We start from the raw sequence: 15,910 nt of genomic DNA, 5'->3' as shown, positions 1-15,910 counted from the left end.
GGTATTCGAATTCCGGAAAATCAATGGGGAGGTTGGTCGAGACCTTCACCATGAAACCAGGGTAGCGTCAAGTTTTGCGAGCCGCCGCAAGCGCCCGATCTTCATCCTGGCCGGGCGATTTCGCGGCGGCGGGTCTTGGCAAGCACAGAATGGCTGGCTAGTTCATTGCCATTACTCTTATGCTGATATGTCGAGGCAGTATGATGGAACTTCAAGAGCGCTTGGATGAGGTGCGGTCGCGGATTGCCGCTGGGGAACGCCAGGCGGGTCGTTCGGCCGGTTCCGTTCGGCTCGTTGCGGTATCGAAGACCTTCGAGGCGGAGGCGATCCGTCCGGCCATCGACGCCGGCCAGCGTGTCTTCGGCGAGAACCGGGTGCAGGAAAGCCAGGGCAAGTGGCCGGGGCTGAAAGCCGAGCGGCCGGATATCGAACTGCATCTGATCGGACCGCTGCAATCGAACAAGGCGGCGGATGCGGTGGCGCTTTTCGATGTCATCGAGACCGTGGACCGGGAAAAGATCGCCCGCGCGCTTGCCGAGGAGATGAAGCGGCAAGGCAGGGCGACGCGGCTCTACATCCAGGTCAATACCGGGCTCGAGCCGCAGAAGGCCGGCATCGCTCCCGACGACACGCCGGCTTTCGTCGCGCTCTGCCGCGACGCGCTCGGTCTTTCCATCGAGGGTTTGATGTGCATTCCGCCGGCGGAAGAAAATCCCGGGCCGCATTTCGCCCTGCTGGCGAAGCTCGCGCTGAAATGCGGCGTCGAAAAACTGTCTATGGGCATGTCGGGTGATTACGAGACGGCGATCGCCTTCGGCGCCACCAGCGTGCGGGTCGGATCGGCGATTTTCGGCGCGCGCTGATACGCTGCTTTGGTCGGGCTTCCCGTTCGCCTCCCCTCCGCCTAGATTAATATCGAGGTTTGGGATGTCCTGGGGAGGAGCAGATGCAGAACGGCTATCATCAGGTCTATGCGGCCTGGAAGCGCGATCCCGAGGCCTTCTGGCGCGACGCAGCCGCCGATATCGATTGGTTCAAACCGCCCGAGCGGATTTTTTCGCCGGATGCCGGCGTCTACGGTCGCTGGTTCGAGGGGGCGGAAACCAATAGCTGTCACAATTGTCTGGACCGGCATGTCATCGCCGGGCGCGGCGGCGAGACGGCGATCCTCTTCGACAGCGCAATGACCGGCGAGAAGCAACGTTTCACCTATGGCGAGGTGCTCGACGAGGTGAAGGCCATCGCCGCGACGCTTGTTGATCTCGGCATCGGCAGAGGCGATCGTGTGATCCTCTATATGCCGATGGTTCCGCAGGCCGTGTTTTCGATGCTTGCCTGCGCCCGCATCGGTGCGGTTCACTCCGTCGTTTTCGGTGGTTTTGCCGCCAGCGAACTGGCTGCGCGCATCGACGATTGTGCCGCGAAGCTGGTGATCACCGCGAGCTGCGGGCTCGAGCCCGGCCGCATCGTCGCCTACAAGCCTCTGGTCGACCAGGCAATCGAGATCGCGCGTTCGAAGCCGGAGCACTGCCTGGTGCTGCAGCGGCCGGAGCTTCGCGCCGATCTGGTCAGCGGCCGCGATCGGGATTTCGAGGCCGCGGTGGCGCGGCATCGCGGCGCCGAGATCGCCTGCGTCTCGGTCAAGGCGACCGATCCGCTCTACATTCTCTATACCTCCGGCACCACAGGCCAGCCAAAGGGCGTCGTGCGCGACAATGGCGGCCATATGGTCGCGCTCAACTGGTCGATGCGGAATATTTACGGCTTGAAGCCGGGCGAGGTTTTCTGGACGGCATCGGATATCGGCTGGGTCGTCGGCCATTCCTATATCGTGTATGCCCCGCTGATCGCAGGTGTGACCACCCTGATCTTCGAGGGAAAACCGGTCGGCACTCCCGATGCCGGCGCCTTCTGGCGTGTTGTTTCGGAATATCGGGTGCGGGTGCTCTTCACGGCGCCGACGGCATTCCGGGCGATCCGCCGCGAGGATGGCGAGGGTGAACTGCTCCGCAAATATCCGATGCCGGATTTCCGAGCGCTGTTTCTCGCCGGCGAAAGGGCGGATCCGGAGACGTTGAAATGGGCGGAGCGCATGCTCGGCGTGCCCGTTATCGATCACTGGTGGCAGACCGAGACCGGCTGGCCGATCGCCGCCAATCCGCTCGGTCTCGGCGCCCTTCCCGTCAAATACGGTTCGCCGACGCTGCCGATGCCCGGTTACGAGATTACCGTGCTCGATGATGCCGGCCATCCGATCGAGGCGGGAACGCTCGGCAATATCGTCGTGACGCTGCCGCTGCCGCCCGGCTGTCTGCCGACGCTGTGGAACGCGGACGATCGTTTCCGCTCGGCTTATCTCGACGAGTTTCCCGGTTATTACAAAACGGCCGACGCCGGCTATGTCGACGAGGATGGCTATCTCTTCATCATGTCGCGCACCGACGACATCATCAATTGCGCCGGTCATCGGCTCTCGACCGGAGCGATGGAGGAGGTCTGCGCGCGTCATCCCGATGTTGCCGAATGCGCCGTCATCGGTGTGAACGACGTGCTGAAAGGACAGGCGCCCTGCGGTTTCCTGGTGCTGAAACGACATGTTTCCCGTGAAACGGCGGTGATCGAATCAGAGGTCGTGTCGATGATTCGCGAATCGATCGGCCCTGTCGCCGCCTTCAAAACGGCCATCACCGTTAACCGATTGCCGAAAACACGCTCGGGTAAAATCCTGCGCGGCACGATGCAGAAAATCGCCGACGGCATACCCTGGAAAATGCCTGCAACCATTGATGATCCGGCGATTTTGGAAGAGATCGCCAAGGCGCTGCGCAAGCGCGGTTTCGGCTCTCTGCCGATGTGAAATTAAACTTTCGATAAGCCTAATTGAGAAATTGTTAACTATGTTGCGCAAGGATTTGTTAACGGCAATGGCTTGCCTGGCAGGCTTTGCATGACGCGGTCGCCGTTACCGGCCTGCTGCATGATCCCTTAAATCGGAACCGATTTAAGGGGCAAAATTATGCAGCAGTTGAAGTGCTACGGCGTCCTTTGCGCGTCTGAAAGAGGCGTGGGGCTGTAGTCCGGAATGCCCTTTCTCGAAGATTGTGGAACGGATCATGACAAGCATCCTTACCAACAACGCTGCCATGGCAGCGCTGCAGACTTTGCGCGGCGTAAATGATGGCCTCAAGGACACCCAGGGTCGAGTTTCCTCGGGTTATCGTGTCGAAAAGGCGGCCGACAATGCGGCTTACTGGTCGATCGCAACGACCATGCGTTCGGACAACAAGGCGCTTTCGGCCGTTTCCGATGCCCTCGGCCTCGGCGCCGCCAAGGTCGACACAGCCTATTCGGCCATGGACAGCGCGATTGATGTCGTCAGCGACATCAAAGCCAAGATCGTCGCCGCCACGGAAAAGGGCGTCGACAAGACGAAGATTCAGCAGGAACTCGATCAGCTGCAGGAGCAGCTGCTCAGCATTGCCCAATCGGCGTCCTTCTCCGGTGAAAACTGGGTCGCCGGCGCTTCCGGTACGAAGAGCGTCGTCTCGTCCTTCGTGCGCGACGGCAGCAATGCCGTCTCGGTCAAGATGACGGACTACGTGCTCGATTCCGGCACACTTGGAAACGTGCTCTTCGGCATGACGAGCACCGGTGCGATCGAGACGACCAGCGGCATCATCGGCACGGCCTTCAACGGAACCTATGGCGGCACCGTCATCGTCATGGCGTCGATCTATGATCTCGATATTACCGGTTTCACTCAGGGCCAGCTCGATGGCGCCTTGACGGGTGTCGAACTGGTTCTCGGCGCCATGACCGCCGCCGGCTCGGCGCTCGGCTCGATTTCGACCCGGATCCAGCTGCAGGAAAATTTCGTCAGCGGTCTTCACGATTCGATCGACTCCGGCGTCGGCCGCCTCGTCGATGCCGATATGGAAGAGGAGTCCAGCAAGCTCTCGGCGTTGCAGACACAGCAGCAGCTCGCCGTCCAGTCGCTGTCGATCGCCAACAGCTCGGCGCAGAACATTCTCACCCTGTTCCGCAGTTAATCTGAGGCAGGCTATCGGCAATAAAAAACCCGCCGGGCCATTCGGTCCGCGGCGGGTTTTTTATGAGACGGTGGATATCTCAGTACTGGTCGTCGTCGTCCTCGTCCTTTGGTGCGGAGCGCAGCGAGCTCAGCTTGCGGAAGACGGCGTCGGCGTCGATTTCCTTTTCTTCCTCGCGCTCGTAGCTCGGGGTCAGACGTTCGGTTTCCTGAGCCGATTGCAGCGTCGCGCCAAGCTCGGCGGCGGTCGGCAGCGGACGGCCCTTGGAAGCCTTTTCCACTTCCATGTCGAGATCGATCTGGCTGCAGAGGCCGAGCGTGACCGGATCCATCGGCGCCAGGTTGGCGGAGTTCCAGTGGGTGCGCTCGCGGATCTGCTCGATGGTCGATTTCGTCGTGCCGACGAGTCTAGATATCTGCGCGTCCTTCAGCTCCGGATGGTTGCGAACGAGCCAGAGAATGGCGTTCGGCCGGTCCTGACGCTTGGAAACCGGCGTATACCGCGGACCGCGGCGCTTGGATTCCGGGACACGAACCTTCGGTTCGGAAAGCTTCAGCTTGTGGTTCGGATTGGCTTCGGCGCGGGCGATCTCGTCGCGGGAAAGCTGTCCTGTCGAGATCGGGTCGAGGCCCTTGATGCCCTGCGCCGCTTCACCATCGGCGATCGCCTTGACTTCGAGCGGATGCAGTTTGCAGAACTGCGCGATCTGATCGAAAGACAGTGCCGTGTTGTCGACAAGCCAGATGGCTGTCGCCTTCGGCATGAGCAGTGTTTGAGCCATGGATATAGTCCTTCTATCGTCCGCGCCGGTCGCGGTCCGTGGATTGTCACCACAATGTCCGGGAAATATGCCGCTATATAACCGCACTGTCGCAGAATTGCAATTCTTCCGAAATGAAATGACCTTTGTCTAATTGCCGCCACGATGCGAACTGCTATGAATTGCCCTGATTTGAAATCTGGGCCCGTTTTACCGGTGGCTCGTTGCATGTTCCATGAGGAGGAATTCCATGTCGGAGAAGATCTATCCGGTCACGAAGCCGGTAAAGGCGCGCGCCCTGATCGATAAGGATAAGTACCTGAAATGGTACGAGGAGAGCGTCGAGAACCCGGACAAGTTCTGGGGCAAACACGGCAAGCGGATCGACTGGTTCAAGCCCTATACCAAGGTCAAGAACACCTCCTTTACCGGCAAGGTCTCGATCAAATGGTTCGAGGACGGTCAGACCAACGTCTCCTATAATTGCATCGACCGTCATCTGAAGACCAATGGCGACCAGGTGGCGATCATCTGGGAAGGCGACAATCCCTATATCGACAAGAAGGTCACCTATAACGAACTCTACGAGCACGTCTGCCGGATGGCGAACGTCTTGAAGAAGCACGGCGTCAAGAAGGGCGATCGCGTCACCATCTACATGCCGATGATCCCGGAAGCGGCTTATGCGATGCTGGCCTGCGCCCGCATCGGTGCGGTGCATTCGATCGTCTTCGGCGGCTTCTCGCCGGAGGCCCTGGCCGGGCGCATCGTCGACTGTGAATCCACCTTCGTCATCACCTGCGACGAAGGCGTGCGCGGCGGCAAGCCGGTGCCGCTGAAAGACAACACCGATACGGCAATTCACATTGCCGCACGCCAGCACGTGATCGTGGAGAAGGTTCTGGTCGTGCGCCGCACCGGCGGCAAGACCGGCTGGGCGCCGGGCCGCGATCTCTGGCATCACCAGGAAATCGCCACCGTCAAGGCGGAATGCCCGCCGGTGAAGATGAAGGCGGAAGATCCGCTCTTCATCCTCTATACGTCGGGTTCAACAGGCAAGCCGAAGGGCGTGCTGCACACGACGGGCGGTTATCTCGTCTATGCGGCAATGACGCATGAATATGTCTTCGACTATCATCACGGCGATATCTACTGGTGCACCGCCGATGTCGGCTGGGTCACCGGCCATTCTTATATCGTCTATGGGCCGCTCGCCAATTGCGCGACGACGCTGATGTTCGAGGGCGTGCCGAATTTCCCCGATCAGGGCCGTTTCTGGGAAGTCATCGACAAACACAAGGTCAATATCTTCTATACGGCGCCGACGGCGATCCGTTCGCTGATGGGCGCCGGCGATGACTTTGTCACGCGCTCCTCGCGCTCCTCGCTGCGCCTGCTCGGCACTGTGGGCGAACCGATCAATCCGGAAGCCTGGGAATGGTATTACAATGTCGTCGGCGACAAGCGCTGCCCTGTGATCGATACCTGGTGGCAGACGGAAACCGGCGGCCACATGATCACGCCGCTGCCCGGCGCCACCGATCTGAAACCCGGCTCGGCGACAACCCCGTTCTTCGGCATCAAACCGCAGCTGGTCGACAATGAGGGCAAGGTGCTGGAGGGTCCGGCCGACGGCAATCTCTGCATCACGGACAGCTGGCCCGGCCAGATGCGCACGGTCTACGGCGACCACGAACGTTTCATCCAGACCTATTTCTCCACCTACAAGGGGAAATATTTCACCGGTGACGGCTGCCGGCGCGATGCTGACGGCTATTACTGGATCACCGGCCGCGTCGACGACGTGCTCAACGTCTCCGGCCACCGGCTCGGAACGGCAGAGGTGGAATCCGCACTCGTGTCGCACAATCTGGTTTCGGAGGCCGCGGTCGTCGGTTATCCGCATGCGATCAAGGGTCAGGGCATCTATTGCTACGTGACGCTGATGGCCGGCCATGAGGGTTCGGACACGCTTCGCCAGGAACTGGTGAAACATGTGCGCGCCGAAATCGGCCCGATCGCTGCCCCCGACAAGATCCAGTTCGCCCCCGGCCTGCCGAAGACCCGCTCCGGCAAGATCATGCGCCGCATTCTGCGCAAGATCGCCGAAGACGATTTCGGTGCGCTTGGCGATACCTCGACGCTCGCCGATCCGGCCGTCGTCGACGATCTGATCGCCAACCGGCAGAACAAGGCAGGTGGCGGCGTGTGACACGGGCCAAGCATCGGAACTGAAAACAGACATTGGATTTGATACTGTTCCCCCGTGGGCTACCCAAATCCAATCGCATCTCCGATCTCTGCGGCTGTTGTGGCGAAGAGAAGCAGCCGCAGATCTGCCTAATGATCCGTCAGGATGAAGCCCTTGTGCCCAGTCAAGGCGCGTCTGCGGCTGGGCATGTGCTTGATTTCGAGAATTCAGTCCCCATGTTTCAGTTATCATGAATATAATGGTGACACGGCGAGAGCCTCAACGCCTCAAAGCAGGCCTCTAACCCGGACGCGAAAACTCCTGGCGTCGCGTCCGGGCAGCCAATCTTTCCACTAAAATGCGAGACGCAGACGGAGTGCCGAAAAGCACTGCGGTCGTAGTCGCGCGTAATCGGCTCAGAGGCGACCATGATGACCTTCAGAAACCTGCCGCCAGAAAACATTACCCTTGACCTCGCGACCAAGGGCAAGCACTCGGCGCTCTCCAAGATCGCTACAAAAATTGCGTCGAGAACCGCGCTCGATCATCGCATGGTTCTTCGCAGCATTTGGCGGCGTGAGAGACACGGCTCGACCGGCATCGGCCATGGCATTGCCGTCCCACACGCCTTACTGCACTCGATTTCGTCGCCGGTGACTTGGTTTACGCGATTGGCGCCTCCGATCGATTTCAGAAGTTCCGACCTCAACCCCGTCGACCTGGTTTTCACGATCCTTTGGCCGCGCTCGCAGGCTCACACATTCCTGCCCACGCTTTCGCAACTGTTTCGTTTCGTGCGGGCGCCGCTCTTCCGGGAGGAGCTCCGGCTGGCCCGATCCGTCGATGAGGTGATGGCGATCCTGCAGAGCGAGGCATGGGCGAAAAACGAGAAATCGCCGGCCACCGCCGCTCGAAGGGTGGCGCTAAGTTGAACCAGGAGAACGAAAAAATGAAGGCTCACAGCCAGACCCCACGAAAGCCCCCAATCGTAATCAGCGACACGGATTATCGGCGATTGAACAAACTTGCGCTTGCCGCGGCTGACCGCCTTCCCGAGATTTCCGATGCCCTTCTGCTTGAGCTCGAACGCGCACGCGTGGCTTCGGACAGCTCAGTGCCTGAGAAGGTCGTTCGGATGGGATCGACCGTGGAATATGAAACTGACGCCGGAGCTCAACGCATAGTCACGCTGGTGTTCCCGGAAGATGCCGACATTTCCGAGGGAAAAATATCCATCCTGACCCCCGTCGGCACTGCCCTTCTCGGCTTATCCGTGGGTCAAACAATGGGCTGGACCGCACGAGACAACAGCCAGCACAAGCTCAGGGTGTTGGCCGTGAACGAAGATCGGGCGGAAGCGAAGGCGACCGTTCCTCTGGGGCGCTAAGGCGTTCTCGCGCGAAATAGACAACGGTCATCGCTGACGTTCGGACTTGGCACGCCTGCCACTGACGTGTCGGCCCTACATGGACAGGTCGGCGCGCCCCCAGATTATAGGAGTGAAAGATGCTGAATTCTTCACCGGTAGTGGCGAGCGAGCGCATCGTTCACAGACTTCCGAGTCATATTGTGCTTGCAACTGATTTCACTGCGCGTTGTGATCGTGCGCAAGATCGCGCAGTGCAACTTGCCATGGAATGGAATGCCAGCCTCACGGCCGTTCATGCGATCGACGATGTCAGCTTGAGTGCCGAGCCCGTAGCTCGCCTCGCCTCCCAGGCTGCTGCGCGCCGAAACGCACGGCGGCTACGTGAAGAGCTGGCAACGATGAATCTTCGCTCGTCCGTTCAAGTCGATATCGGAGCACCAGCAACAGTCGTCCAGACACTGCGGCGAGAGAGCATGCCGATCTGATCGTTACCGGTCTTACGAGAAGCATGTTGTTGGGTGAGCTGCCGTTTGGAAGCACGCTCACTGCTTTGACGCGGTCGTCTGCTGTTCCAGTACTTGTGGTGAAGAAGAAGGTCATGGACGGCGGCACGCGAACGCTACTGGCCACTGACCTAAGCGCGTCGTCCACGCCCGCAATGCAGGTTGCGCTGCGCTGGTTCCCCCATGCCCAACTGGGACTATTCCACGCCTTCGATCCGCCGTACCGAATGTGGGCGGAGGACAAGGCGAGTTATGCACGCAATTTCGAACAGTCAGCCCTGGACGAATGCGTCAGGTTCGTCACGGAAGCCGCTGGCGAGGCTTTGCAGAACAGGTTCGATATCAGCGTGAGATGTGGCGACGTGGTGGATGCTCTCCGCCGGCTGGTGGACGAGGGTGATGTAGATCTCGTCATTGCCGGGACCCATGGCCGCGCGGGCGTCGCGAATCTTCTTTTGGGCAGCGTAGCATCTCGTATTGTTAACGAGATCCCATGCGACGTGCTTGTGGTACCAAATAGCCTTCATTGATCTTCTGCGCGGATGGCAGGTGGAGGTTTATCCCAACTCCGAAGTTGTTTGGGGGATTTCCGATTCTCTTCGACCGGCAAAACAAGGCGACCGCCTGATATGTGAAGCCGCTCCGGTTTGTTGCCGGAGCGTCTCACTTTCACACACCGTGTGTCTTGCGGATTTCGTCCTATTCGGACGAAGGCTGGCCAGTCTTCTCGATCCGCCTAGAAATCGATTGCCCGGCCATTGATCTCGTAATCGCCGAAGCGGGCCGGCTCGGCTCCGCCGCGGCCGCCGGTTTCCGGCGGCAGCTCCAGCGGCTTCTGGTTTTTGCGCCGCTCCTCGGCTTCGGCAAGGGCGCGCTTCGCAGCCGGAGACAGGACTTTGCGCGGCGGTTCCGATCCCTCGGCCGTCGGCGTTTCACTATTGTCGTTATCGGCTTCCTGCATGGGCTTCTCCTGCCGGAAATATTGAAAATGGCTGGTGAATAACCAAATCATAATGCGCCGATGCTGCGATTGAAAGCTTGCGACGGCGAAATCGGAGATGGAGATTCACAATGAACCTCGTTCGCACTGCCATGTTGCTTGCCTTCATGACGGCGCTTTTCATGGTTGTCGGCTTTCTGATCGGCGGTCGGGCCGGCATGATGATTGCCTTCATCATCGCCGCCGGTATGAACTTCTTCTCCTATTGGAATTCCGATCGCATGGTGCTTTCGGCCTATCGCGCCCAGCAGGTCGATGAGCGTAACGCGCCGGAATTCTTCGCGATCGTGCGCGATCTCGCCCGCAATGCCGGCCTGCCGATGCCGAAGGTCTACCTCTACGACAGCCCGCAGCCGAATGCCTTCGCCACCGGCCGCAATCCCGACAATGCGGCCGTTGCCGCCTCGACCGGCCTGCTCGGTGCATTGTCGCCCGAGGAAGTCGCAGGCGTGATGGCGCATGAGCTCGCCCACATCCAGAACCGCGACACGCTGACGATGACGATCACGGCGACCCTTGCCGGCGCGATCTCGATGCTTGGCAATTTCGCCTTCCTCTTCGGCGGCAATCGCGAAAACAACAACAATCCGCTCGGTTTCGTCGGCGTCCTCGTGGCGATGCTCGTGGCGCCGCTCGCCGCCATGCTGGTGCAGATGGCGATCAGCCGCACGCGTGAATATTCGGCCGACCGCCGCGGCGCCGAGATCTGCGGCAATCCACTCTGGCTGGCTTCGGCGCTCGGCAAGATCGCGCGGGGTGCTGCCCACGTGCCGAACCAGGATGCCGAGCGCAACCCGGCGACGGCGCATATGTTCATCATCAATCCGCTCTCCGGCGAGCGCATGGACAATCTGTTTTCCACGCATCCGAACACGGAAAACCGCATCGCGGCGCTGCACGACATGGCGCAGGGCGGCATGAATATCTCGACGCCGCCGGTTCGGGCTGCTAATCCGTCGCGCAAATCGCGCTCTGTTCCGGATACGGGTCTTGGTCGCGGTGGTTCACAACCGCCAAAAGGTCCATGGTCTTGAATTCAGACGGCACGAAGAAACCATTCCGCAAGCATAAGCCCTCCAACGAGCGTTCTGCGCCTGAAAAACCCGGCCTGCAGGCGCGGGCTGCGGCAGCCAAAATTCTTGCCGCCGTCGTCGATCGCAAGCTGCCGCTCGATGGCGCTCTCGACCATGAACATGGCAACCCGGCCTATAAGGCACTCGGCGAAAACGATCGGGCGCTGGTCCGCGCGATCCTGAACACGACGCTGCGCCATCTGCCGCGCATCGACGCCGCGATTGCAGCGCTGCTGGAATCGCCGCTGCCGGAGGGGGCACGGGCGCTGCATCATGTGCTCGCCATCGGGGCGGCGCAGATCCTCTATCTCGACGTGCCGGATCATTCGGCGGTCGATCTTGCCGTCGAGCAGGCCAATCTGGATCCGCGTAACCGGCGTTTCGCCAAGCTGGTCAATGCCATTCTTCGCCGGCTCGGCCGCGAGAAGCAGCAGGTGCTCGACGAGATCGGCAAGGTCGCGCCGATGCCGGCCTGGTTCATCGCCAGGCTGGAAAAGGCCTATGGCCGCGACGCGGCTCTGGCGATTTCGGAATCCCAGCTCGAGCCGGCGGCAATCGATCTGACCGTCAAGTCCGACCCCGAAGGCTGGGCAAAGCGGCTGAACGGAACGGCCCTGCCCACGGGCGGCGTGCGGCTTGCCGCTTTCGATGGCGGCATCCCTTCGCTCGAAGGTTTCGACGAGGGCGCGTGGTGGGTGCAGGATGCTGCAGCAAGCATCCCGGCCAAGCTTTTCGGCGATCTCTCGGGCAAACGCACTGCCGATCTCTGCGCTGCCCCGGGCGGCAAGACGGCGCAGCTCATTCTTGCCGGCGGTGCGGTCACCGCTCTCGACCAGTCGGAAAGCCGGCTGAGACGGCTGCGGTCGAATCTCGATCGGCTCGGCTTGGAAGCGGAGACGATTGCGGCCGATCTGACGACATTCGCGCCGGCGGAGCGTTTCGATGCGATCCTGCTCGATGCTCCCTGCTCTTCCACCGGCACGACGCGCCGGCACCCCGACGTGCTGTGGACCAAGGGACCTGAGGATATCGCCCGGCTGGCGGCGCTGCAGGAACGGCTGCTGCGTCACGCGCTGACATTGCTGAAGCCTGATGGAATGCTGGTTTTTTCAAATTGCTCGCTCGATCCCGCCGAAGGCGAAGAGGTCGTCGCCCGTGTTCTTGCGGAGACGCATGGCGTCGAGCGCGTTCCGATCGGCGCCGGCGACTGGCCCGGCCTCGAAGCGGCGATCACGCCGCTCGGCGAATTCCGCACGCTTCCCACCATGCTGAAAATGCCCGAAGGCATCGCCTCCGGCCTCGACGGTTTCTATGCCGCGGTGCTGCGGCGAGTGGCCTGATTGCAAACTTCAACGCTTGCGGCGAATCTGCGAACCACGAGGCATTTCACATGTCTCGTGTCATGCACGTCGTTCTTCAAAATCGCTCGATGATCTCCGGTGAAGCGTTTTAATTTGCGTATATTCGAACCTTGTCACGAATTAATGCATTGCGGGCGATGAAATCGGCCGCTTTTCACCTATTCTTAACCACGAGGGTCAATAGACAATAGAATATGCAGTCCGGTCGGCGTTTTGCGAGCATGTATGTTCGGGAGGCTTGGCGGCGCGCCTTGCGCCGCGTCGCGTTGCTGCGCCTGAAGCTGTTCCGCCATTCGATCAACGTTCCCGAGCGTCTGATCGTCGCGCCGACCGATCTGCGCAGCATCGATTCGCATGTGGCCGACGAGATTCTCAACGGCCGGTTTCTGTTGGCCGGGCGGATGCTGGAAACGGGTGGAAAGTCACCCTTCACCTTCACCCTGCCCTCGCGCCCCTTCGCCACCCGCCTGCACAGCTTCGGCTGGCTGCGGCACATGCGGGCGAACAAGTCGGAGCGCAGTTCGGCCGCCGCCCGTGCGATCGTCGACAGCTGGCTTTCCATCCATGCCGGCCGCATGGAAGGCATTGCCTGGGAGATCGACATCACCGCCCAGCGCGTCATCGCCTGGCTGTCGCATTCGCCTGTCGTGCTGCAGAATGCCGACCGCGGCTTCTATCGCCGATTCATGAAGTCGCTGGCGTTCCAGGTGCGGTTCCTGCACCGCATGGCGCCCTATACGCTTGGCGGTCTGGAGCTGTTTCGGCTGCGCATCGCGCTCGCCATGGCCTCTGTTGCCATGCCGACCCGCGCCTCCACCCTCAGACGGGCGGCGCAGGCGCTCGACCGCGAATTCGATAGCCAGATTCTGCCAGATGGCGGCCATATCTCGCGCAATCCGCGTATCGGCCTGGAGTTGCTGCTCGATCTGCTGCCGCTGAGACAAACCTATGTCAATCTCGGTCACGACCTGCCGCAGAAACTGATCTCGGGCATCGACCGGATCTATCCGGCATTGCGGTTCTTTCGCCATCAGGACGGGGATCTGGCGCTGTTCAACGGGGCGACCTCGACGCTGGCAAACGAGTTGATCTCGGTGCTGCGCTATGACGAGACCGCCGGCCAGCCGTTCAAGGCTTTGCCGCATTCGCGCTATCAGCGACTTTCCGGCGGAAAAACGGTGATCATTGCCGATGCCGGCACGCCGCCTTCGGGAGGCGCGCTGCGGAGCGTGCATGCCGGCAGCCTCTCCTTCGAAATGTCGTCCGGCCGCCACCGCTTCATCGTCAATTCGGGCTCGCCGAAATTTGCCGGGCACCGCTATGTCCAGATGGCCCGCACGACGGCGGCGCATTCGACCGTCATCCTGAACGACACCTCGTCGAGCCGTTTTTCGCCCTCGCCGTTCCTCAATCACGCGATTACCGAACCGGTGAAAACAGTCACCGTCGAACGTGCCGAAACCGAGGACGGACGCGACAGCCTCAAGCTCAGCCACGACGGTTATATCAGGGCGTTCGGGGTGCTGCACGAGCGTGAACTGACGCTCAATGGCGCAGGCTCGATCGTCACCGGCCGCGACCGGCTCGTCGTCCGCGAAGGCCATGAGAGTGACGAGCCGCTGAAGGCTGTCGCCCGTTTTCATATCCATCCCTCGATCGTCCTGCATCAGAGCGACGGCGAGTCCGTGCTGTTGACGGCGCCGGATGGCGAAAGCTGGCAGTTTTCCGCGCCCGGCAACGAAGTGCTGATCACCGAGGATATCTTCTTTGCCGACAGCTCCGGCATTTGCGGTTCGGACCAGATCGAGATCGACTTCGATCTTGCCGAGAAGACGGAAATTCGCTGGTTCCTCTCCCGCAAAGGCTAGATCATGCATCGACCCTGTTTGCGCGGCGGCAAAGCTGTGCTAACGCGGCCAGCATGCGAACGTCCCCCGCGGACGCCTCCCGAAGCCCGAACGGAGTAGGTTTCATGGCCGTCATTTCCAAGAAGATCCCCGCCCCCGACAAGGTCGAAATCAAGACCGCGCTGCTCTCGGTCTTCGACAAGACCGGGATCGTCGAACTCGCCCACGCTTTGTCTCAGAGGAGGGTGCGGCTGCTGTCGACCGGCGGCACTTACAAGGCGATCGCGGCTGCCGGCCTTGCCGTCACCGATGTCTCCGAAATCACCGGCTTTCCCGAGATCATGGACGGGCGGGTCAAGACGCTGCATCCGACGGTGCATGGCGGTCTGCTGGCGATCCGCGACGATAGCGAACATCAGGAGGCGATGAAGAAGCATGGCATCGAGGGCATCGACCTCGCCGTCATCAACCTCTATCCCTTCGAGGAAGTGCGGGCGGCCGGCGGCGACTATCCGACCACAGTCGAGAATATCGATATCGGCGGTCCGGCGATGATCCGCGCATCGGCCAAGAACCATGCCTATGTAACGATCCTGACCGATCCCAACGACTATGCCGAGTTCACGGCGCAGCTTTCGGCGGATGACGGCAAGACCGCCTATGCCTTCCGCCAGCGCATGGCCGCCAAGGCCTACGCCCGCACCGCCGCCTATGACGCGATGATTTCCAACTGGTTCGCCGAAGCGCTGTCGATCGACACGCCGCGCCACCGGGTTATCGGCGGCGCGCTGAAGGAGGAGATGCGCTACGGCGAGAATCCGCACCAGAAGGCCGCCTTCTACGTCACCGGCGAGAAGCGCCCGGGCGTGTCGACGGCTGCCCTTCTCCAGGGCAAGCAGCTCTCCTACAACAACATCAACGATACCGATGCCGCCTATGAGCTGGTCGCCGAATTCCTGCCCGAGAAGGCGCCGGCCTGCGCCATCATCAAACATGCCAATCCCTGCGGTGTTGCCACCGGATCGAGCCTGGTCGAGGCCTATCGCCGCGCCCTTGCCTGCGACAGCGTGTCCGCCTTCGGCGGCATCATCGCGCTCAACCGGACGCTCGATGCCGAAACGGCCGAAGAGATCGTCAAGCTCTTCACCGAAGTGATCATCGCGCCCGATGTCACCGACGAGGCGAAGGCGATCGTCGCCCGCAAGCCGAACCTGCGGCTTCTGTCTGCCGGCGGCCTGCCCGATCCACGCGCCGCGGGCCTGACGGCGAAGACCGTTTCCGGCGGCTTGCTGGTCCAGAGCCGCGACAACGGCATGGTCGAGGATCTAGAGCTCAAAATTGTCACCAAGCGCGCGCCGACGGCGCAGGAGCTCGAAGACATGAAGTTTGCCTTCAAGGTCGGCAAACATGTGAAATCGAATGCCGTGGTCTATGCCAAGGATGGCCAGACGGCCGGTATCGGCGCCGGCCAGATGAGCCGAGTCGATTCCGCCCGTATCGCCGCTCTGAAGGCCGAAGAAGCGGCCAAGGCGCTCGGCCTTCCAGTGCCGATGACAAAGGGCTCGGCAGTCGCCTCCGAAGCTTTCCTGCCGTTTGCCGACGGTCTTCTGTCGATGATCGCCGCAGGGGCGACGGCGGTGATCCAGCCGGGCGGCTCGATGCGCGACCAGGAAGTCATCGATGCCGCCAACGAACACGGCGTCGCCATGGTCTTCACCGGCATGCGTCATTTCCGGCACTGAGTGCAGCCGACCGGC

Annotated in this window: 14 protein-coding genes; 12 read left to right on the top strand and 2 right to left on the bottom strand. The window is 61.1% G+C overall.

Annotated elements, in window-relative coordinates; all coding sequences use genetic code 11:
• Positions 1-203 precede the first annotated feature (203 nt).
• From GGD57_RS18310 to GGD57_RS18300, 3 genes are all read left to right on the top strand, one after another.
• Positions 204-863 carry a YggS family pyridoxal phosphate-dependent enzyme gene (locus GGD57_RS18310; RefSeq protein ID WP_184471791.1) on the top strand — a complete coding sequence of 220 codons (660 nt, stop codon included), beginning with the start codon at positions 204-206 and terminating at the stop codon, positions 861-863.
• 83 nt (positions 864-946) lie between these two features.
• Positions 947-2,857, top strand: coding sequence for a propionyl-CoA synthetase (locus tag GGD57_RS18305; RefSeq protein WP_184471730.1), 1,911 nt, complete (start codon positions 947-949; stop codon positions 2,855-2,857).
• Between the two features lie 256 nt (positions 2,858-3,113).
• The gene (locus tag GGD57_RS18300) at positions 3,114-4,049 is read left to right on the top strand and encodes a flagellin (RefSeq protein ID WP_184471729.1); all 936 of its coding nucleotides are present in this window, start codon (positions 3,114-3,116) and stop codon (positions 4,047-4,049) included.
• Between the two features lie 79 nt (positions 4,050-4,128).
• On the opposite strand, the gene GGD57_RS18295 is transcribed toward GGD57_RS18300, so the two are convergent.
• Entirely contained in the window at positions 4,129-4,830 is a 702-nt protein-coding gene (locus GGD57_RS18295) for a DUF1013 domain-containing protein (RefSeq protein ID WP_085738789.1), read from the bottom strand.
• Between the two features lie 229 nt (positions 4,831-5,059).
• On the opposite strand from GGD57_RS18295, the gene acs reads away from it, so the two are divergent.
• The 5 genes from acs (at position 5,060) to GGD57_RS29255 (ending at position 9,402) form a co-directional block, all read left to right on the top strand.
• Entirely contained in the window at positions 5,060-7,021 is a 1,962-nt protein-coding gene (acs, locus tag GGD57_RS18290) for an acetate--CoA ligase (RefSeq protein ID WP_184471728.1), read from the top strand.
• 407 nt (positions 7,022-7,428) lie between these two features.
• The gene (locus GGD57_RS18285) at positions 7,429-7,932 is read left to right on the top strand and encodes a PTS sugar transporter subunit IIA (protein WP_184471727.1); all 504 of its coding nucleotides are present in this window, start codon (positions 7,429-7,431) and stop codon (positions 7,930-7,932) included.
• Complete coding sequence (gene rnk / locus GGD57_RS18280) at positions 7,875-8,387, top strand: nucleoside diphosphate kinase regulator (protein WP_348645986.1); 513 nt, start codon at positions 7,875-7,877, stop codon at positions 8,385-8,387. The genes GGD57_RS18285 and rnk overlap by 58 nt, the downstream gene beginning before the upstream one ends.
• Before the next feature lie 119 nt (positions 8,388-8,506).
• Positions 8,507-8,854: a universal stress protein gene (locus GGD57_RS29260; RefSeq protein ID WP_281423757.1), complete on the top strand. Its 348-nt coding sequence runs from the start codon at positions 8,507-8,509 to the stop codon at positions 8,852-8,854.
• A complete protein-coding gene (locus tag GGD57_RS29255; RefSeq protein ID WP_348645988.1) occupies positions 8,851-9,402 on the top strand; it encodes a universal stress protein in 552 nt (183 codons plus the stop codon). The genes GGD57_RS29260 and GGD57_RS29255 overlap by 4 nt, the downstream gene beginning before the upstream one ends.
• A gap of 206 nt (positions 9,403-9,608) precedes the next feature.
• Here GGD57_RS29255 and GGD57_RS18270 read toward each other — a convergent pair whose 3' ends face one another.
• Positions 9,609-9,833, bottom strand: a complete 225-nt coding sequence (locus GGD57_RS18270; protein ID WP_097610478.1) for a DUF1674 domain-containing protein — start codon at positions 9,831-9,833, stop codon at positions 9,609-9,611.
• Between the two features lie 110 nt (positions 9,834-9,943).
• Between GGD57_RS18270 and htpX the strand changes: the two genes are divergently transcribed.
• The 4 genes from htpX (at position 9,944) to purH (ending at position 15,895) form a co-directional block, all read left to right on the top strand.
• Positions 9,944-10,906 carry a zinc metalloprotease HtpX gene (htpX, locus tag GGD57_RS18265; RefSeq protein WP_184471726.1) on the top strand — a complete coding sequence of 321 codons (963 nt, stop codon included), beginning with the start codon at positions 9,944-9,946 and terminating at the stop codon, positions 10,904-10,906.
• Positions 10,897-12,285: an RsmB/NOP family class I SAM-dependent RNA methyltransferase gene (locus tag GGD57_RS18260; protein ID WP_184471725.1), complete on the top strand. Its 1,389-nt coding sequence runs from the start codon at positions 10,897-10,899 to the stop codon at positions 12,283-12,285. The genes htpX and GGD57_RS18260 overlap by 10 nt, the downstream gene beginning before the upstream one ends.
• 215 nt (positions 12,286-12,500) lie before the next feature.
• Positions 12,501-14,174 (top strand): heparinase II/III family protein, encoded by a 1,674-nt coding sequence (locus tag GGD57_RS18255; RefSeq protein ID WP_184471724.1) that lies wholly within the window; start codon positions 12,501-12,503, stop codon positions 14,172-14,174.
• A gap of 104 nt (positions 14,175-14,278) precedes the next feature.
• Positions 14,279-15,895, top strand: coding sequence for a bifunctional phosphoribosylaminoimidazolecarboxamide formyltransferase/IMP cyclohydrolase (gene purH / locus GGD57_RS18250; protein WP_184471723.1), 1,617 nt, complete (start codon positions 14,279-14,281; stop codon positions 15,893-15,895).
• Positions 15,896-15,910: the final 15 nt, after the last annotated feature.

The sequence above is a fragment of the Rhizobium esperanzae genome (assembly GCF_014197615.1).
Lineage (GTDB): Bacteria > Pseudomonadota > Alphaproteobacteria > Rhizobiales > Rhizobiaceae > Rhizobium > Rhizobium esperanzae_A.
The sequence above is the reverse complement of the archived record's forward strand: the minus strand, read 5'-3'. Positions and strand labels throughout refer to the sequence as shown.